The organism is Nonomuraea sp. NPDC052265 (assembly GCF_044547985.1).
GTDB lineage: Bacteria > Actinomycetota > Actinomycetes > Streptosporangiales > Streptosporangiaceae > Nonomuraea.
The window spans coordinates 195,746-213,096 of sequence record NZ_JBIUBJ010000011.1 but is presented as its reverse complement, the minus strand read 5'-3'; the positions used below and the strand labels follow the sequence as shown (position 1 = coordinate 213,096).

Below are 17,351 nucleotides of genomic sequence, written 5' to 3'. Positions count from 1 at the left end.
CGGAGCCTTGACGTGCAATATACGTGCAATGATCATGCACGTAGTGGCAGCGAGTCACTGCTGCGGTGCAGTTGGAAGGCCATCTGTCCTTCAAAACGGTCACGCGCTGTAAAACCGTCGCCAGTGGGCGCGCGTGCCCGTTGCGTGCCCGATGGGGCGGCGATCAAGGGGGAATCGCGGGGACTCGCGGGCAGGGCCGCACGACCTCTGACCAGAGGCGGAGCACGTCAGTGGATCATGAGCCGAAATCTTCCAAACTGGTGAGCATGCGAGGACATGTGTTCTCTCGTGGAAGATGACTACATGGATCATGCTGAGATCACCATCGGTCGCGGCGGGCAGTTCGACCATGTGCTGATCCGAGTTCTCGGTCGTATGCATCCTGGCTGTACCGACTTCTGGGACGGGAACTGGCTGACCTCTCCGATTCACGTGCAGGTCGGAGGGTTCGTCGCCAAGATTGATGCGGGGCTTCGGGCTGAGGAGTTGCGCAACTTCCGCGTGGCTTTGGAACAGGTCTACGCAGAGGTCAAGGGAAGTGCCACTCTTTCCTCCCTTGAGCATTGGATAGAGCTCACCGTCGAATGTCATCCCACAGGTTCTCTGTCGATCTCCGGGATCGCGGCCGACGACCCAGGGATGTGGAACGCCCTTCGCTTCGTGATCGAAGGCTTGGATCAGACGGACATCCCGGCACTTGTGGATGCGCTCGTTGCGGTGGAGAAGCGATTCCCCATCCTGGGCGCGAGTGATTGATTTTTGGGGGCCAAGTTGGGGAGCCACCGGGCTGTACGACCCCGCACCCGGCTGGACTGATATGAACAGGCAGACACTTCACGACCTGTGCGGCGAACTGGTCTGAACGCCCGTGGACATCGTTTGGGGATCTTGTAAACAGAAGGCCAGGTAACGGTGCCCTGGCTGTACAGCCACGAGTACAGCCAAGAGGGCGAACACCGGCGGAACTCAGCGAACATCCGCGGACACCGAACGTCCAGGTTAGAGCCCCAGACCTTGATCGAAGCGCCTTCTTTTAATCCGCAGGTTGGTGATCCGCCGAGTTCCAAGACACCGTCGCCGCGCCAGCGCCCTGACGCGTTGCCGTACGGCTCACCAAGCAGATGCGGGGGCGGGCTTCCCGAACGGATCACCACGAGGAGTATGGGCAGCTCACGCGGGCGCTGGCAAGTCCATTTCCGGGAGCCAACTTGGGAGCCAAAGGGCCGTACGGCTCCGGATCGAGCTGGACTGATCTGAACAGGCGACTCGGTTGCGACCTGCGCGGCGAACTGGTCTGAACGGCCCTGGACATCGTTTGGGGATCTACGGATCAGGAGGTTCCTGAGCTGAGAGCTACCCCATGGTCGGGCACAATCAGACCGTGGATCTCCAGGATTCCCCGCTTTTGAAGGCTGCTCGGCTCTGTCTGGCCGACATCCGGAATGAGGCTGGCGTCGATGTGACCGATGTGCTGGAGTGCCTGGAGCGCGACGACTGGGGGATGGCCCTTCTCCTTCTCGAAGAGTTCGGCGACGCGCATCCTCAGCCGCCCGAGTTCTGGGATCTGCTGGCCGACGCCGCCCGCCTGCTGTGGCTCCACAAGGACGCCGACTGGTACGGATGGCGAGGCTGTGAGATTCGCAACGGCACCGTTCTCGCCGAGCTTTGCCTCAGAAGCCCCGAGGAGGGAGGCCGGACGAGACCTGTACCTCCTGGCGTAGTGCTCCGGCCCATGTGGGACATCGGTTTTCTCACGCCTGAGGGTGAACCCCTGCTCGGCATCGCCATACTCTGGGTCGAAGGCCATGATCCCTTGGAGCCGGGCGGGTGCGGGTCGGTGAGGCTGCTCCCCTTGACCTTCGAGCACTGGCGGCACCTCAAGCCCGGTGATGTGATCACCATGCACGAGATACGGCCTCCTGTCGGGACGGCGCGCATCACCGAGATCATCCCGCCCGGGGCAACCGGTTCCTAGTTGCAGTTCTAGTTGCAATCCAGCGTCGTACATCACCGTTCCATGCAGACCGTGGAGCCCTGTCGATCCAGGTGGGACTGATCAGGACGGGCAGGATCAGAGCTGCTAATGCGGTTTGGGTATCGGGGCCGTACCCACCGATTGTCCTTGGGAGGGGGGCGATGTAGGCGGAGAGATCAGGTGAGCAGAGGTGGATGTGGCGTGCAGGCTTCTAGGGCTTGGTCAAGGACGCGGGGTCGCGGCTCGTCATTTTGCCAGCCCTCGGCCTTGAGCTTCTGTAACAGCGGCAGGAGTTGCGGATCACTCAGCTCCGCTGCGGCCTCAACATAGAGGTTACCCACGCTTGGGGTGGCGAGCACGCGCTTCAACACGGGCAGGATCCGGGCGTCGTGCCGTATCGCCAGGGCCACCGCGGCCTCGCCCGCTGTATCCTCCTCCGTATCCTCCAGGCGCTCGACGAAGGCGTCTCGGATCTCCGGCGTATCGTTCTCGCTGCGACTGCCCAGCATCATGGTGGCCCAGTCTCGTACCCGGGCGTCCTGATCGCGCATCAGCTTCAGTAGCACATGGACCGCATCCTCGGGAAGCAGCTCGATCCCGGCCGGAATCCCGCGTGCCACCAGCCAGCGGACATCAGAGTCCGGGTCGCCGGCGAATCGCAGAAGCGATGACAGCACACGTTCGTCGCAGACCACGCCGAGTGCGTGGGCGGCGCACCAGCGAACTGCATCGTGGGCTGTGTCCAGTGGTAGGGCGTTCGCCGCTTCGATCAGGGGCGGGACGTGCCAGGAGAAGTCGAGAGCTTGAACCGCCAGCAGATCGAATCCGAGTGCTTGTACGCTTTGGTCCTCGTCAGACCACCAGCTTCGGGCCAGAGCCATGATCTCCTCGGGGGTGGAGAGGGATTCGAACAGCCGGTCCATCGCGTCGAAATGCTCGTGGGAGGAGCTCTCGTCCCAGTCGAGGAGTTCGGCGAGCAGGCCGTCAGGGAGCTGCGGTATCGACATGTCCTCGTTCTCCGTGGCCAACGCCGGAGACGGTAGCCGAGTAAACATCCCAGGCAGGGATACGAGTATGCCGAGGTAGTGCTGGAGAAGTCGATCGCATTTCGGGAAGCCATCTTGGGCGACACCCGGATGGACGGTCATGAACTGAGGCGGATGGATCTGAACGACTGGATGCCCGGTGAGTAGCAGGGCCAACGGTTCTGAACGGTCCTGGAGATCGTGCGGGGATCTTGTAAACAGAAGGTTCAGCATCAAGAGACCAGGCAGGGAGCAACACATGAGGCGTGTTGTCGGTCGTGGGCGCTACGGTCGCTCCCATGACGATGAGCGAGTCCCCCCGGCGCTTGGTGCTGAGCAAGGCTGACGAGCCTGTCCTGGAGCCGGTGACCAAGTTGGGTGGCCAGCCGGTATGGGTCGACGAGCCGCAGTGGCCACTGTCCACCGAGTTGGGAACACCGATGATGTTTCTCGGCCAGTTTCGGCTTCCCGGGGAGGGGATTCGGATGGCCTACCTGTTCATGACCGGTGGTCAGGATCACGTCGATGGTACTTGGGAGGACGAGGGGGCGAGAACGCGCTGATCGTGCAGCCCGGACGCGTGCCGCCCTTCATCGCGGTGACCGACGACGCAGAAGGGCCAACAATGAGCGAGGACCTTGCCGTCGAACTTGTGCCGGCCAGTCCTGCCGAGCTCGGAGCGGGCTGGGACACCCGACTTGGCGGTCCTCCCACCTGGCTCCAAGACGGGCAGTATCCGCCCGGGGATTGGGACTTCCTGTTCCAGCTTGAGGGCAGTGACGAGTTCTATGAAGTCAATTTCGGCGACGCCGGTGTTGGCTACGGATTTCTCAGCGCTGATGGCAAAGAGGGTCGCTTTCTGTGGCAGTGCGCATAGTGTCGGGGCCTGGTGTGCTCGTAGCCCCATGCTGTGGATCGGGCCGTCGGGTATCAGTGGACTGTTCCCTCGCCTGCCACGGTTCGGAGGCGATCATGGCAGGCTTTGCGCTGCGGGATATGTGCGGGATGATCTTCCCGGCAGAGGAAAGGTGAGAGCTATACCGGCAGGTCGGGGGCCTGCGCGGCTAGTAACGTCGGCCCGCTGTAAAACCGTCGGCTCAGCCTACGCAAGTTCGAACCTTGCACCTGCCACCAGCAGTAGCTGCAGGTCAGAGGCCCTTCGGGGCCTCTTCTGCGTTTCAGGGGTGTGCAGCCGTGAGCCGCCCTGAGCGGCCGTTTGTCGGTGGTCGCGCAATATACGCGGGATGGATCTGGAGGCGTTTCCCCAGGTGGGCGCCCGTGATCCGGGATGTGTGCGGGATGCAGCCGCCCTTCAACGCCGAAAGGCCGTGGGGGAAGTCGGAGCCCGTCGAGTGGTGTCGTCGGGAGGTCTGATGTTCTCGCTGTGTGCCGGGAGGGCGGCCCCCATGGGCGCGTGGTCCCTGAGGTGATCGGCACTTTGGGTGGTCGGTCGCGTGCGCGTCAGAAGCAGCCGTTGCCCGGCTGGACCGCGACGACGATGTCGACGCGCGAGCCCGCGGGCACGGTGCTGCCCGGCTGAGAGCTCTGGCTGACGACCTCGCCCACGTGGTTGCACAGACGGTCGTCCGGCGTCGTGCTCTTGGTGCCCGGCAGGAGGCCGACGGCGAGAAGCGGCCGGCTCGCCAGGATCCCCAGCGTTCCGGTCAGGTCGGGCACCACGACGGATCCCGGCGCCGCGACGGCCAGGACCACGACGCCGGCACTCGCGGCCACCACACCGCTGAGGCCGTTGACCACGGCCGGACTGAGGACGGGGTTGTTCTGGCTCGCGACGCCGTTGCCGGCCTGGCCGTAGGTGTTGTCACCCCAGTAGCGCAGCACGCCGGCGGAGTCGACGGCCAGGCTTTCCCCCTGACCCACGCTGACGTGGGTGATGCCGGACAGGCCGAGGTGGACCGGGGTGGCGTGGTCGTTCACCGTGCCGTCGCCGAGCTGGCCGGTCCAGTTCCTGCCCCAGGCCCAGACGGTGCCGTCACCGCCGAGTGCCAGCGTGTGGCCGCTGCCCGCGGAGATCTTGGGTGATGCCGGACACGTGCCGATCCACGCGGACGGGTGTGGGGTGGTCCGTGGTGGTGCCGTCCCCCAGTTCGCCGGAGGAGTTGGTTCCCCAGGACCAGACCGAGCCGTCGTAGCGCAGCGCCATTCCGAACTCACCCGTGGCGGACACCTGCGTGATCCCGTACGGGACCTTCACGCGGACCGGGGTCGCACGCTGGGTGGTCGTTCCGTCGCCCAGTTGCCCGAAACGGTTGAGGCCCCAGGCGTACACCTCACCGTTCGACCTCAGGGCGAGACTGAAACCGGTTCCCGCGGCGGCCTGGACGACGCCGGTGATGGGCACCTTGACGGGAGTCGGGGTGCGGGTGGTGGTGCCGTCGCCCAGCTCGCCGAAGTCATTGGTGCCCCACGCCCAGAGCGAGCCGTCCCGTCCGACGGCGAGGGTGTGGCCGATGCCGCTGCTGACCTGCCGGATCGGGGGCAGACCGGGCACCGGCTCGGGAATCTGCTGGGTTCCGTTGCCCCAGGTCCACAGTGAGCCGTCGGCGTGCAGGCCGTAGCTTTCGAGGTAGACGCCGCTCACCTGGACCACGTCCTGTCCGCCCGCGGAGACCATCGGGATCGGCCGGGTCACAGGGGTGTCGTTCGTGCCGTTGCCCACTTGGCCGAAGAAGTTGTAGCCCCATGCGTGGACGATGGGCGCGGTGTCGGCCACCGCGACGGACGCGTGGAAACCGGTCGCCAGCACCAGGGCAGCCCCGACCAGAACCGATCGAATCCCTCTGAACAGCATCAACCTCGCCCCTCTGCGGTGAGTCGTCTCTACCGGCAGGGCGTTCCATCCCTTTCCATTGGGCCGGGGCAGCAGTGAAGTCGGGCCAGCGGGATTTCACGGACAAATCAGGTTGCACGGGACCGTCGATCTTGGTGGGGTATCTGCATGAACAGTGCCCCTGAGCAGGCGCAACAAGTCGGCACCGCACGAAACCGGACGATTACGCGACCTGCGGCTCCATGGCACAGGCTGGCGGTGCTCGGGGCTCTGATGCTGGCCGCCCTCACCTTCAACACCGCGGAGAACCTGCCGGTCGGCCTCCTGAGGCTCATGTCCGAAGACCTACAGGTGTCCCTGTCCGCGGCCGGTCTCCTGGTCACCGGATACGGCGTCGCAGTGGCCATCACATCGGTACCGATTGCCCACGTCGTGCGGGCCGTGCCCCGGCGTCACGTGCTCACGGGACTGCTGGCCGCGCTCGTGATCTCCAGCCTCGTCGCCGCGCTTGCCCCCTCCTACTGGCTGCTCCTCGTGGCGCGACTGCTGACCGCGCTCGCCCAGGCGCTGTTCTGGGCCGTGATGGGGCCGGTCGCGGTGGGCCTGTTCGCGCCCGAGGTCCGGGGACGCGTGGTCGGGGCGTTGTCCGTGGCCGGTTCGCTCGCCCTGGTGTTCGGTGTTCCCGCCGGGACCTGGCTGGGCCAGCAGAGCACCTGGCAGGTGCCCATCGCCATGCTGGCGGCTCTGGGGCTCGTCTCCATGGTGACGATCGCCGTACTGCTGCCGACGTCGCGCCCGGAGGAAGAGCCAGCCGCCTACGCGACCAGTCCCGATGTGTGGCGGTTCGGGACGGTGCTGGCGGCCGGCACCTTGTCCGCCACCGGGGCGTTCACGGGATACACCTACATCGTGACGTTCCTGGGCGACGTGAGCGGGTTCTCCCCGAGCGCGGTCAGCGTCCTGTTCGTGGTTTTCGGTGTCGCGTGCCTGGCTGGAGTGAGTATCACCGGGGCGGTGCTGGACCGCTTCCCCCGGGCCGCCTTGGCCGTCGCCGTGACCACGCAGGCAGTGGGCATGCTCGGGCTGTACGCGTTCGGCGCCCACCCGGTGGCGGCGATCACGTTCCTCACGCTGATGGGCGGCGCGCTCGGCCCGGTGTTCATGACCACGCAGAACGCGATGCTGCATTGCGCGCCGGGCCGCACGGACATTGCCTTCGCAGCGAACTCCGGCGCCTACAACGCCGGCATCGCGGCAGGTGCCGCGATCGGAGGACTCATCCTGCCGCTCGCCGGCGTACGAACCGCCTTCCTCGCCGGCGGGCTGCTGACGGTGGCGTCCTGTGCGGTCCTGCTCGGCGGCCAGTGGACACCGCCGTCCAGAACACGCAACGGGACGCAGCTCGGATCCGCCGACCATGACAGGACGTCCCTCAGGGCCGGGGCGCGCACTCCGGACGGTCAGATCGGCGGATCACGGGCGAGAGGGCAATCCTGACCCGGCCGCCGGTCGTCTTCCCCGTACTTCAACCCGGGACGGCGGAGAAGTCCGACCACGTCCGAGACGACGAATGATCGGCTGGTGGCTGGAACCGGATGACGATGTGGCGAGAGTCGGTGACGTCATGGTCCGGGGTTGCGAAACCCCATGCGAGACCTCGCACCTGCCGGAATCGGGGTGACCGCCTGCCGACATCAGCACGGCAGGACGCGTTGTTCCCCGCCACGTGGGTCCCAGCCCCCGGCGTGTCGGCCAATGACCTCTCCGCCAGGCACGTCGGCCATGTGAGGGACCGTCGCGTGACCGTGTTCGGCGGGCTGGCATGCTCTGGGTCGTGATGTCTCGTACTGCGACGCGTCGGGATCTCCCCGCGATCATTGCGCTTCTGGCTGATGAGGACACTGTGGTTGATCCCCGGACCGTGGAAGTCGACGAGGCGTACGAGCACGCCTTCCAGGCCGTCGATGCGGATGACCGGAACGAGATGATCGTCCTGGACGAGGGGGACGGTACGGTCCTCGGCTGCCTCCAGCTGACGTACATCCCTGGTCTGGGACGACACGGACAAGAGCGGGCACTGATCGAGGCGGTCCGAGTGCGTGCCGATCGACGCGGGGCGGGGCTTGGGCGCGAGCTGCTCACCTGGGCGATCGAGCGTGCACGTGCCCGTGGATGCACCCTGGTGCAGCTCACCAGCAACAAGCGGCGCACCGAGGCCCATCGCTTCTACGGCTCCCTCGGGTTCGATCGCAGTCATGACGGGTTCAAGCTGTCGTTCTGAAGCTGGGGAACGCCCCTGTGGGTGCCAGGCGAATGCGGCCGACGATCACGTATCTCATCGCGGCGGAACATGACGGTGGCCATGAACGGCGCCTGGCACGCCGTACGACCCGGCTTCGACACCCCGGACGGCTCCCGCACACCGTCCCGATCGGAAACCGGGTCCAGCCGGTCCTGCGCAACGTCCTCGGCAACAGCGCCCCGACCCCTGCCCGTAGCCTGGCAGGCCGCGTATGACCGGCACAAAGCCGGTCATACGACGATCCAGTGTTCGGCGCAGCAGTCGCCCATCGGGAAGTGACCTCTGCCAGGTCCCCGACCACATCCAGCCGCTCTTGTGACGGTCCGCCTTCCCGAGAGGCGCGGCCGGTACGGGCTCAGAGTTCGATGGCTCTGATGATCTTCGGAAGCTCAGGTACGAGCGGCTGGCTGGCCATGACGGTGACCACGACTCCCTTGCGCTCGACCCAGCCCGCGTACCGGCCGTGGCCCAGCGCGCCGTCGCCCTCCTGGGTGAGCACCTGACGGTTGCCGATCTTCACGGTCTTGGTGTTTCCGGAGAACGTCCCGATGTCGAACGGGCCGTTCTTGAGTTGTGCCAGGGTGCTGGCCTTCGGCCAGCACACCACCCTGATCCACAGCGAGCGATGCCGGAGGTCCACGTCGTCGCGGTCGTCCGTCCACTGGTAGCCGTACTCGGTGATGCCGTCGTGCTTGTTGACGACGACCTGTCCGGAGGTGAACCCCTTCGGGACATGGCCGACACGGACTCCCTTGATGGCGGCGGCCCCTCGCGGCGGCGTGTCGGTTCTGGAGTCGGATGACCGCTTCACTTCAGCCTTGGTCGGGACGGGGCAGGCCGGCCGAGCCGTCGCCTGGGCCGGGAGAGGTATGAGAGCCGCGACGACCGGCAGCGCGGACAGGACGACTAACTTCTGGAGCTTGTTCACATCGGGGTTAGAGGTGACGGACGTGAAGAAAGTTCAGTGTCTGTCGCCATGTCCCAACCCTCGTGCCCTCTGTCTGGCACCACTCACCATGATCGCTTGTAGGGTGAGGCGTTCACCTCCGTCCTTCCGAACCCCCTTCTGGGAAGCACCCCGTGTTACGTCGTCACCGTTCAGCCCTGCCCGCCCTGCTCATCGCCGGTCTGTACGGTGCCGCGCTGACGGCAGCCGCCGTCGTCGCCCTGATCTCCGGCGACCTCGGCCCGTTGTGGGGGCTGACGGTGTTCTCGACCGTGACCGAAGGGGTCGCGGCGACAGGGTGGAACCTGCTCCTCCTGATCCTGGCCGGGCTGTCCTGGACATGGGGAATCTGGCAGGTCCTGCGCGGGCCGCTCGCGGGGCCGCCGCCCCAGCAGGACCGCAAAATCCTGCGGCTGCGCGTGGCGCTCTACGTCGCGACGGCCACGACGTGGCTGCTCCACGTCACCGCGTGGATCCCGGTGGATGCGACGGTGATCGACTCCGCTGCGATGTATGGGGTCGTGCTGCTGTTCATGCGGGTGCTGGGCCGCGGCCGGCAGTACATGCGAGGCGCGGGGGTGCTGGGGTACGGCGGATTCACCGTCATCGGTGTGCTCGACCTCGCCGGCCTGCCTGTCCCGGACAGTGTGGAGCTGATCTGTGGCCTGGCCGTCCTGGCCTGGACGGTTCTGATCCTGCGGGCCCAATGGGACGACGACCGGTGGGGAACGGTAACCGCCAAGTACGGCATCGCCGCCCTGGTGGTGCCGATCTTCCTGATGTTGGCGGCGTTGCCGTTCACGGACGAGGGAAGCGCCGTCGAGGCTCTCGGTGCGGTCTCCAGCGTCCTGATCATGGTCTGGCTGGCCCGTTCCGCCCACGACCTTGCCGCCCCGCACCACCAGCCGGCCACCCAGACCGCGTCCTGATCCCGCACCGCACGATTCCCGAAGCCACCAAGGGAGCGAGGCCGTGCGGGGTTCTACCTCGACCGGTTGTGGTTTCGGCGCGCTGATGTCGAGGCTGATGATGCCACCGGCCCACCAACGACAACTTCGACGGGCAGGGGTAGGGGGCCAATTTCGTCCGCCGGGCGACGGTGGGCGCGCGATGTACCGCGTGCCGCCCCATGTCAGCGGCCGCGTCAGGACGGCGACAGTCCCGTATCAGAGCGGACGGACATGCTGAATGCATGAACGGTTCAGCGATGCGGCCTCCGGGCCGCGAACTGGGCCACCTACCCGAGAACCCTGAGTCGCAGGAGATCATCATGCAGAAGTTCGACACCCCCGCCCCGATCCGCGCCATCCTCAACGTCCCCGCCGGACGGGTCCACTTCGTCGCCGCCGACCAGGCCGACACCACGGTCGAGGTCGTGCCCGCGAACGCCTCGAAGAGCCGTGACGTGCAGGCGGCGGAGCAGACCACGATCGACTACGCCGACGGCGTCCTGCGCATCGACACCCCGGTGAAGAACCAGTACCTCGGCCCGTCCGGTTCCATCGAGGTGACGGTCAAGCTGCCCGCCGGCTCCCGGATCGAGGGCAAGGCGGCCAGCGCCGAACTGCGGACCGTCGGCCGCCTCGGCGACGTCACCTTCGACGGCGCGTACAGCCAGATCAAGATCGAAGAGGCCGCGAGCCTCCGCCTCACCGCGGACGACGGCGACGTCGAGGTCGGCCGGCTGGGCGGTCCCGCGGAGATCAGCACCGCACGGGGCGACATCCGGATCGCCGAGGCCGCGGGCGGCAAGGTCGTGCTCCGCACCCAGTCGGGTGACATCTCGATCGCCGCCGCCGGCGGGGTCTCGGCGGCCCTGGACGCCGGCACCAGCCACGGCCGCATCACCAACGCCCTCAAGAACGACGGCACTGTCGAGCTCGACATCCACGCCACCACCTCGAACGGCGACATCAGCGCCCGCAGCCTGTGACCCGCGGCCTCCGAGGGGGAGGTGGACCAAGCTGCCGAGGTCGTCCCGGCGTCGCGGCCGATCGAGAGAGCCCGCAGTTCAGGGCGCTCTCGCGGCGGGACGGCAAGAGCGTCGGCCCAGCCTGCGCGAAGTTGAACGGTAACAGCAGATCAGAGGCCCTTCGGGGCCTCTTCTGCGTTTCACGGGCCCGTCCACGGCGGCGGCATCGCCGAGACCTACCGGCCCGGCGCCTGCGCCGGAACCGCTCCGGCTCTCCGCCGGACCGCCGATTCAGGAGTCGCGTCGCAGCGAGGACAGCCCCCACAGCTCGACGATGCGCCCGTCGCGCACCCGGAAGATCTCCAGCATGGTCGACGGTTCCCCGCCGGGAACGCCGGGAACGCCGGGAACGCCGTGCACGCTCGTGCGGACGGCGGCCGTGTCGCCCTCGACGATCACGTCCTCGACGACCACCTGGACCTCGGGGAACGCCTCATGGAAGCGCCGCCACGCCTGGCTGACGCTCTCGGGGCCGGTCGTGCCCAAGGGGTGGCTGCGGAAGTCCGCCGCGAAGATCTCCGCCGTGGCGGCGTGGTCGCGGGTGTTGAACGCGGCGTACATGCGTTGGGCGGCGGCCCGCACGTCCTCGGTCATCGGCTCTCCTGTTCGATCATGTTCTCGCGGACGCGGCGTAGGGCGCCGAGCACGATGTCCTGCTGGTGCGGCGGGATGCCGTCGAGGAGCCGCTCCTGGTGCGCCTGATGTGATCGCTCCAGATCGGCCGCGGTCCGCTCGCCGGCGGGGGTGAGCGCGGCCAGGGTGTAGCGGTTGTCGGTCGGGTCCAGGCGGCGGCCGAGCAACCCTTCGGCCTCGAATTCCTTGACCAGCCGGGTGACGCTCGCGCCGTCGATGCCCAGTGTCCGGCGCAGCTCGCTGTGGCTGGTCTCGCCGTCGCGCCGCAGCCGGATGAGCAACTGGACCCGGTGAGGGCTCATGCCCACGTGCCGGGCGAACGCCTGCCGAAGCTCGGCGCAGGCGCCGCCGAGCTCACGGAAGAACGTGTCCTCAGACGTCTCTTCATGCACCATCTATTTATAGCTTCAACTCTTGAAGTGATCAAGAGATGAGTGGAAGGCGGCCCCCACGTGTGGGAGCCGCCTTCGGTCTTGGTTGTGGATCGTTCCTATCTCCCGGTCGGTACGCCGGTCCCGTCGGCCGCCGTGCGTGGGCGCGGGACGCGGTTGTTGCGCAGGTACTCGACCTCGGTACGCAGGTTCGCCAGCAGTTTGCCCGCGATGTCCTGGCTGAAGCCGTTGCGGATGACGAAGCGGATGACAGCTATGTGCTCCAGGTTGGGCGGCAGGTAGTACGTCGGGGCCTGCCAGCCGTGGATCTTCAGCCGGTCGGCCAGGTCGAAGACGGTGAAACCGTCGTAACCGGGGGCGGTCCGTACGGCGAGCACCGGCAGTTCCGAGCCGTCGGCGATGAGCGAGAGCTCGGGGAGCTTCGCGATCTCCTCACCGAGGTAGGTCGCCACGTCGCGGCAGGTCTGCTGGACGGCCCGGTAGCCCTCGAAGCCGAGCCGCAGGAAGTTGTAGTACTGCGCGACGACCGGGGCGCCGGAGCGGGAGAAGTTGAGCGTGAAGGTGTCTATGCTGCCGCCGAGCAGGTCGCAGGAGAGCACCAGGTCCTCCGGCAGCGCGTCGGGCTCCTGCCAGACGATCCAGCCGACGCCCGGGTACACCAGGCCGAACTTGTGCCCCGAGGTGTTGATCGACTGCACCCGGGAGAGCCGGAAGTCCCACACCCTGTCGGGCTCCAGGAACGGGGTGATGAAGCCGCCCACGGCGGCGTCGACGTGCAGCGGTATCTTCAGGCCGCGCTCGGCCTCCAGCCGGTCGAGCTCGGCCGACATCTGCTCGATCGGGTCGTACTTGCCGCATTGCGTGGAGCCGAGCACGCCGACGACCCCGATGGTGTTCTCGTCGCAGAATTCCCTGAGCCGGGCGGGGGACAGGGTGTAGGCCGGCTCCTCGATCGGGATCCAGCGCGGCTCCACGTCCCAGTACTGGCAGAACTTAGGCCAGCAGGTGTGGACGGCTGTGCCCATCACGAGGTTGGGCCTGTCGATGGGCAGCCCGGCGGCCCGGCGCCGCGCGCGCCACTGGAACTTCATCGCCAGCGCGCCGAGCATGGCCGCCTCGCTGGAGCCGCCGGTGGAACAGCCGACGCTGGCGCCGTTGGGGTCGCTCCACAGGTGGTCGAGCATGTTGACGCAGCGCGACTCGATGTCGGCCGTCTGCGGGTACTGGTCGTGGTCGACGATGTTGCGGTCGAGGGTTTCGGCGATGAGCTCGCGGGCCTGGGGCTCCATCCAGGTGGTGCAGAACGTGGCCAGGTTGAGCCGGGCGTTGCCGTCGAGAAGGAGTTCGTCGCGGATGAGCGCCTGGGCCGCGCTGGGGTTCATCGGGTTGGTCGGCATCTTGAAGCGGGGCACTCCCCCTTCAGGCACCAGGCCGTTGTAGAGGGGGTTGACATCTAGCGCTTCCTGCCACCGGTCGGATTCGACTCGTCTGAGCATGAGCTTCACCTCTCGATGAGTTGAGTGATGTCGAGCACTCACAGTAGGCAAGTTTTTACTGTCCGTCAACGATTTCCATGCCTAGGGCCGATGGGCCGCCGCCGTGCCGCCGGTGGGCCCGTCCGGCTCGTCGATCCGCTTCCTGAGGTGGGGCTAAACGGGCGCTGATGGGGTGGCTTGGATTCGCCGTCCCTCGCCAACTCCGTGTCCCTTTTTTCGGCCAAAGTGGTCCTTTGTCGGATTTGCGGGTAGGTCATGCCGCGCGCGGCCAGGCAGACGCCGGCACGTCCGGGGTCTGTCCGCGCGGACCGGACCCGGTGCGGGTCGAAGTGGTGAGTGAGCGGGAAGGAGCGCTGATCATGTCGAACAGGTTGCAGGTGGCCTTTGCCGTACTCGCCGGGTATTACCTCGGACGGCGCCACAAGTTGCGCATGGCGGCGGCACTGGCGGCTGCGGGGCTGGCCGGACGTGCCAGCTGCGGCGAGGGTGGCCTGCTGGCGCAAGGCGTCAAGGCCCTCAGCTCCAATCCGGAGCTTCAGCGGATGACCGGCCGTCTTCGGGGTGAGCTCGTGGAGGTCGGCAAGGCGGCGGCCGTGTCGGCGGCCAGCAGGCAGATCGACTCCCTGACCCACAAGCTCCAGGAGCACGGGGGGAAGTCCCAGCCCACGCAGGGTGAGCAGGACGAAGCCAAGCCCACGAAGCGGCAGGCCCCCGTGGACGAGGAAGCGGACTACGACGAAGAGGACTACGAGGAAGAAGATCGTTACCAGGACGACGGCGACGAAGAGGCAACCGAGGAACCGGAGCAGGCCAGGCAGAGGCCCGAGGGTCACCGAGGGCAGCGGCGAACGCGTCCTGTCCGGCGGGTCGGCCAGTCACGGAGGTGAGTGCGGTGACTGAGGCAGAGACAGCGAGGAAGGCGACAGGAGCCGGCGGGGAAGCCGTGGGCAAGGTCGCCGGAACGGCCCGTCGAGCCGGCCGGGCCGCGACGGGCGAGGTCGAGGAGCAGGCAGGGAAAGCCGCCGGGAAGGCCGGAGAGGCCGCGGGCAAGGCCGGGGAGGCCGGTCAGGGAATCGCCGACAGCCTGCCGATGGACCGGCTCGTGCAGTCCGCGCAGGGGCTTTTGCAGGCCGCGGGCACGCGGGTGCTGTCCTCCGCGGGAGACAAGCTCGAAGGACTGACCGGCCGGCTCTCCGAGTACGTGGAACACGGCGGAAAGGGCTTGATGAGCGCGGTCACCGGCTCGGACAAGCCGGGCGGCTTCATGAGCGGAGCCCTGAAGGGCGGCCTCACGGGCGGCTTGAAGGGCGGCCTCAAGGGAGGTCTGAAGGGCATATTCCAGCGGCTCACCGGCGGTGGCGGCGGAAAGGCGGGCCACGAGAAGATCACCAACATCGTGGAGACGATCGACGTCGGTGCGCCGCGGCGTCTGGTGTACGACCAGTGGACCCAGTTCCAGGACTTCCCGACGTTCATGAAGAAGGTCGAGACCGTCAAGCAGGACTCCGACGAGGAGCTTTCCTGGAAGGCCCAGGTCTTCCTGTCGCACAGGAGTTGGAAGGCGCACATCGTCGAGCAGATCCCGGATCAGCGGATCATCTGGCGGTCAGAGGGACAGAAGGGGCATGTCGACGGAGCCGTGACCTTCCACGAGGTCACTCCCGACCTGACCCGGGTCCTGGTCGTGCTGGAGTACCACCCGCAGGGCCTGTTCGAGCGGACCGGCAACCTGTGGCGCGCGCAGGGGCGCCGCGTACGGCTGGAGCTCAAGCACTTCAGGCGGCACGTGATGGCCCACCTGCTGCTGAAGCCCGACGAGTTGCAGGGCTGGCGCGGTGAGATCCACGACAGCGAGGTCGTCAAGGATCACCAGACCGCCGTCCAGGAGGAACAGGACCGGCAGGGCGCCGAGGAAGAGGCGCCCGAGGAAGGCGAACGGGCGGAAGAGGAGGAGCACGAGGACGAGGGCGAACTGAGGGAGGGCGAGCCCGAGGAGGAGCCCGAGGAGGAGGAGCCCGAGGAGGAGCCCGAGGAGGAGTACGAGGAAGAGGAGGAGGAGCCGGAAGAGGAGGAGCCGGAAGAGGAGGAGGAAGAAGAAGAGGAGGAGGAGCCCGAGGAGGAGCGTCCCGCGGCTCCGGCAGGTGCGCGGCGTCGGGCCGGAGCGCCCACCCGCGAGCACGAGCGGCCGGTACGCCGGCGTCGGAGCCGAGTCGAGTAGCCACTCGTCAGGGCCTGTCGCCGAAGGCCGGGCCAGCCATTACCAGGGGGGACGACATGACCGTTCAGCCTGCCGGGCGCGGCACGCCGGCCAGCAGCGGCACCGCGGGGACAAGCCTGGCGGACGTCATCGACACCATTCTCGACAAGGGCCTCGTCATCGACGCCTTCGTCCGGGTCTCCCTCGTCGGCATCGAGGTGCTGACGATCGACAGCCGGATCGTCGTGGCGAGCGTGGACACGTACCTGCGCTTCGCGGAGGCGGCCAACCGCCTTGACCTGTCGGCCACGGAGAAGGGACTGCCGGAGGTCGTCGAGGGCGTGACGCAGGCGAAGGCCGTCGGCCAGGCGAACGAGCCTGCCGGGGGAGCGCTGGAAGCCGCGTCCGACGAGGCCGACCCGCTGCAGGAGCTCTCGGGTGAGGTCGTGGACAGCGACCGTGAAGTGGACAGCGACCGTGAAGAAGAACCGCGCCGGGCACGTCGTGGAGGGGATGACTGAGATGTCGCCACGTGACAGGGCTGCCGGGGCCGAGGAGACCTCGCCGGCGAGCGTGAACGGCAGCGCATCCTACGTGTACGGGATCGTACCGACGGATGTCGAGGTGGAGCCCGGGACCGAGGGGGTGGGGGAGCCCGCCGGGCAGGTGCGATTGGTGTCGTTCGGGCAGATCGCCGCTCTGGTGAGCGACGTCGAGGCGGACCGCCCGCTGGGCCGGCCGCGAGATCTCAAGGCGCACCAGCGGCTGCTCGACCTGACCGCGGCGGAGGTGCCGGTGCTGCCGTTCCGGTTCGGAGCGGTGCTGACGGACGCCGACGCCGTGGTGGAGGAGCTGCTGAAGCCGTACCACGACCAGTTCGCCGACGCCCTCCAGGAGGTGGAGGGCCGGACGCAGTACGTCGTCAACGGCAGGTACGACGAGCACGCGATCCTGCGCGAGATCCTGCGGGAGAACGGAGAGGCCGCGGACCTGCGGCAGCAGATCGTCGGCCGTTCCGAGGACGCGACGCGCAACGAGCGCATGCGGCTGGGGGAGATCATCGAGGGCACGATCGCGGACAAACGCGAGGCGGACACGGCAGCGGTCGTGGACGAGCTCTCGGACGTCTGCGAACAGCTGGTCGTGCGCGAGCCCGCCCACGAACGGGACGCCGCGCACGTGGCCGCGCTGGTGGAGCGGGGCAGGAAGGACGAGTTCGAGCAGGCGGTGGACGAGCTGGCCCGCCGGTGGTCGGGCCGGGTCGAGGTACGCCTGCTGGGGCCGATGGCGCCGTACGACTTCGTCGGCACGAGCTGACGGCGCCGACACGGACAGCGAGGTCAGGGAGGAGTGAACACCATTGGGACTGGGGACGTTGCTTTTTGGCTGGCCACTCATGCCGGTCTACGCGGTCGTCAAGCTCGGTGAGCTGCTCAGGGACCAGGTCGAGCGGGAGCTGCACGATCCGGCCGTGGTCCGGCGCCGCCTGGAGGAGGTGGAGCAGGCCAGGGCCGCCGGCCGGATCTCCGAGGAGGAGGAGGAGCGGGCGGTCGAGGAGATCTTGCAGGGGATGGTCGGTTGGTGAGGCGCTAGCGGGGGGCCGCACCGGGGAAGTACGGGGG

The 17,351-nt window shown here is 67.4% G+C and carries 19 protein-coding genes and 1 pseudogene; 13 read left to right on the top strand and 7 right to left on the bottom strand.

Annotated features, from left to right (window positions below; all coding sequences use genetic code 11):
* The first annotated feature begins 288 nt into the window (after positions 1-288).
* Complete coding sequence (locus ACIHAD_RS29855) at positions 289-756, top strand: hypothetical protein (protein ID WP_397357954.1); 468 nt, start codon at positions 289-291, stop codon at positions 754-756.
* Positions 757-1,381: 625 nt separating this feature from the next.
* On the top strand, positions 1,382-1,975 hold the full coding sequence (locus ACIHAD_RS29850) for a hypothetical protein (protein WP_397357953.1): 594 nt from the start codon (positions 1,382-1,384) through the stop codon (positions 1,973-1,975).
* 176 nt (positions 1,976-2,151) lie between these two features.
* Here ACIHAD_RS29850 and ACIHAD_RS29845 read toward each other — a convergent pair whose 3' ends face one another.
* The gene (locus ACIHAD_RS29845; RefSeq protein WP_397357952.1) at positions 2,152-3,003 is read right to left on the bottom strand and encodes a HEAT repeat domain-containing protein; all 852 of its coding nucleotides are present in this window, start codon (positions 3,001-3,003) and stop codon (positions 2,152-2,154) included.
* Positions 3,004-3,299: 296 nt separating this feature from the next.
* Here ACIHAD_RS29845 and ACIHAD_RS29840 point away from each other — a divergent pair, with 296 nt between their 5' ends.
* Together ACIHAD_RS29840 and ACIHAD_RS29835 are read left to right on the top strand one after the other, a co-directional pair.
* Entirely contained in the window at positions 3,300-3,563 is a 264-nt protein-coding gene (locus ACIHAD_RS29840) for a hypothetical protein (protein WP_397357951.1), read from the top strand.
* A gap of 17 nt (positions 3,564-3,580) precedes the next feature.
* Positions 3,581-3,877 (top strand): hypothetical protein, encoded by a 297-nt coding sequence (locus ACIHAD_RS29835; protein WP_397357950.1) that lies wholly within the window; start codon positions 3,581-3,583, stop codon positions 3,875-3,877.
* A 584-nt stretch (positions 3,878-4,461) separates the two neighbouring features.
* Here the strand turns inward: ACIHAD_RS29835 and ACIHAD_RS29830 are convergent.
* Positions 4,462-5,010 carry a PASTA domain-containing protein gene (locus ACIHAD_RS29830; RefSeq protein WP_397358047.1) on the bottom strand — a complete coding sequence of 183 codons (549 nt, stop codon included), beginning with the start codon at positions 5,008-5,010 and terminating at the stop codon, positions 4,462-4,464.
* On the bottom strand, positions 4,994-5,767 hold the full coding sequence (locus ACIHAD_RS29825; RefSeq protein WP_397357949.1) for an RCC1 domain-containing protein: 774 nt from the start codon (positions 5,765-5,767) through the stop codon (positions 4,994-4,996). Before ACIHAD_RS29825 ends, ACIHAD_RS29830 begins: the two co-directional genes overlap by 17 nt.
* Before the next feature lie 297 nt (positions 5,768-6,064).
* Between ACIHAD_RS29825 and ACIHAD_RS29820 the strand changes: the two genes are divergently transcribed.
* The gene (locus tag ACIHAD_RS29820; protein WP_397357947.1) at positions 6,065-7,288 is read left to right on the top strand and encodes an MFS transporter; all 1,224 of its coding nucleotides are present in this window, start codon (positions 6,065-6,067) and stop codon (positions 7,286-7,288) included.
* 325 nt (positions 7,289-7,613) lie between these two features.
* Entirely contained in the window at positions 7,614-8,072 is a 459-nt protein-coding gene (locus ACIHAD_RS29815; RefSeq protein ID WP_397357946.1) for a GNAT family N-acetyltransferase, read from the top strand.
* A 376-nt stretch (positions 8,073-8,448) separates the two neighbouring features.
* Here ACIHAD_RS29815 and ACIHAD_RS29810 read toward each other — a convergent pair whose 3' ends face one another.
* Complete coding sequence (locus tag ACIHAD_RS29810) at positions 8,449-8,904, bottom strand: hypothetical protein (protein ID WP_397357944.1); 456 nt, start codon at positions 8,902-8,904, stop codon at positions 8,449-8,451.
* A 269-nt stretch (positions 8,905-9,173) separates the two neighbouring features.
* Between ACIHAD_RS29810 and ACIHAD_RS29805 the strand changes: the two genes are divergently transcribed.
* Positions 9,174-9,968, top strand: a complete 795-nt coding sequence (locus ACIHAD_RS29805; protein WP_397357943.1) for a hypothetical protein — start codon at positions 9,174-9,176, stop codon at positions 9,966-9,968.
* Between the two features lie 341 nt (positions 9,969-10,309).
* Positions 10,310-10,972, top strand: coding sequence for a DUF4097 family beta strand repeat-containing protein (locus tag ACIHAD_RS29800; protein ID WP_397358046.1), 663 nt, complete (start codon positions 10,310-10,312; stop codon positions 10,970-10,972).
* A gap of 270 nt (positions 10,973-11,242) precedes the next feature.
* On the opposite strand, the gene ACIHAD_RS29795 is transcribed toward ACIHAD_RS29800, so the two are convergent.
* The 3 genes from ACIHAD_RS29795 to ACIHAD_RS29785 form a co-directional block, all read right to left on the bottom strand.
* Positions 11,243-11,605: a nuclear transport factor 2 family protein gene (locus ACIHAD_RS29795; protein WP_397357941.1), complete on the bottom strand. Its 363-nt coding sequence runs from the start codon at positions 11,603-11,605 to the stop codon at positions 11,243-11,245.
* Positions 11,602-12,039, bottom strand: coding sequence for a MarR family winged helix-turn-helix transcriptional regulator (locus ACIHAD_RS29790; protein WP_397357940.1), 438 nt, complete (start codon positions 12,037-12,039; stop codon positions 11,602-11,604). Before ACIHAD_RS29790 ends, ACIHAD_RS29795 begins: the two co-directional genes overlap by 4 nt.
* A gap of 95 nt (positions 12,040-12,134) precedes the next feature.
* Positions 12,135-13,532, bottom strand: a complete 1,398-nt coding sequence (locus ACIHAD_RS29785; RefSeq protein WP_397357939.1) for a glutamate decarboxylase — start codon at positions 13,530-13,532, stop codon at positions 12,135-12,137.
* A 359-nt stretch (positions 13,533-13,891) separates the two neighbouring features.
* Here ACIHAD_RS29785 and ACIHAD_RS29780 point away from each other — a divergent pair, with 359 nt between their 5' ends.
* The 5 genes and pseudogenes from ACIHAD_RS29780 (at position 13,892) to ACIHAD_RS29760 (ending at position 17,314) form a co-directional block, all read left to right on the top strand.
* Positions 13,892-14,419, top strand: a complete 528-nt coding sequence (locus tag ACIHAD_RS29780; protein ID WP_397357938.1) for a hypothetical protein — start codon at positions 13,892-13,894, stop codon at positions 14,417-14,419.
* Between the two features lie 5 nt (positions 14,420-14,424).
* The gene (locus ACIHAD_RS29775) at positions 14,425-15,750 is read left to right on the top strand and encodes an SRPBCC family protein (protein WP_397357937.1); all 1,326 of its coding nucleotides are present in this window, start codon (positions 14,425-14,427) and stop codon (positions 15,748-15,750) included.
* Between the two features lie 56 nt (positions 15,751-15,806).
* Positions 15,807-16,013: pseudogene (gene gvpJ, locus ACIHAD_RS29770) on the top strand (gas vesicle protein GvpJ); the annotation flags it as partial.
* Positions 16,014-16,251: 238 nt separating this feature from the next.
* A complete protein-coding gene (locus ACIHAD_RS29765; protein WP_397357936.1) occupies positions 16,252-17,046 on the top strand; it encodes a GvpL/GvpF family gas vesicle protein in 795 nt (264 codons plus the stop codon).
* Between the two features lie 43 nt (positions 17,047-17,089).
* Positions 17,090-17,314, top strand: coding sequence for a gas vesicle protein GvpG (locus tag ACIHAD_RS29760; protein ID WP_397357935.1), 225 nt, complete (start codon positions 17,090-17,092; stop codon positions 17,312-17,314).
* Positions 17,315-17,351: the final 37 nt, after the last annotated feature.

Coding starts and splice junctions, on each gene's coding strand:
- ACIHAD_RS29840 (WP_397357951.1), top strand. CDS start 3,300: ATGACGATGAGCGAGTCCCCCCGGCGCTTGGTGCTGAGCAAGGCTGAC.
- ACIHAD_RS29820 (WP_397357947.1), top strand. CDS start 6,065: ATGCTGGCCGCCCTCACCTTCAACACCGCGGAGAACCTGCCGGTCGGC.
- ACIHAD_RS29815 (WP_397357946.1), top strand. CDS start 7,614: ATGCTCTGGGTCGTGATGTCTCGTACTGCGACGCGTCGGGATCTCCCC.
- ACIHAD_RS29800 (WP_397358046.1), top strand. CDS start 10,310: ATGCAGAAGTTCGACACCCCCGCCCCGATCCGCGCCATCCTCAACGTC.
- ACIHAD_RS29795 (WP_397357941.1), bottom strand. CDS start 11,605: ATGACCGAGGACGTGCGGGCCGCCGCCCAACGCATGTACGCCGCGTTC.
- ACIHAD_RS29790 (WP_397357940.1), bottom strand. CDS start 12,039: ATGGTGCATGAAGAGACGTCTGAGGACACGTTCTTCCGTGAGCTCGGC.
- ACIHAD_RS29785 (WP_397357939.1), bottom strand. CDS start 13,532: ATGCTCAGACGAGTCGAATCCGACCGGTGGCAGGAAGCGCTAGATGTC.
- ACIHAD_RS29780 (WP_397357938.1), top strand. CDS start 13,892: ATGTCGAACAGGTTGCAGGTGGCCTTTGCCGTACTCGCCGGGTATTAC.
- ACIHAD_RS29765 (WP_397357936.1), top strand. CDS start 16,252: ATGTCGCCACGTGACAGGGCTGCCGGGGCCGAGGAGACCTCGCCGGCG.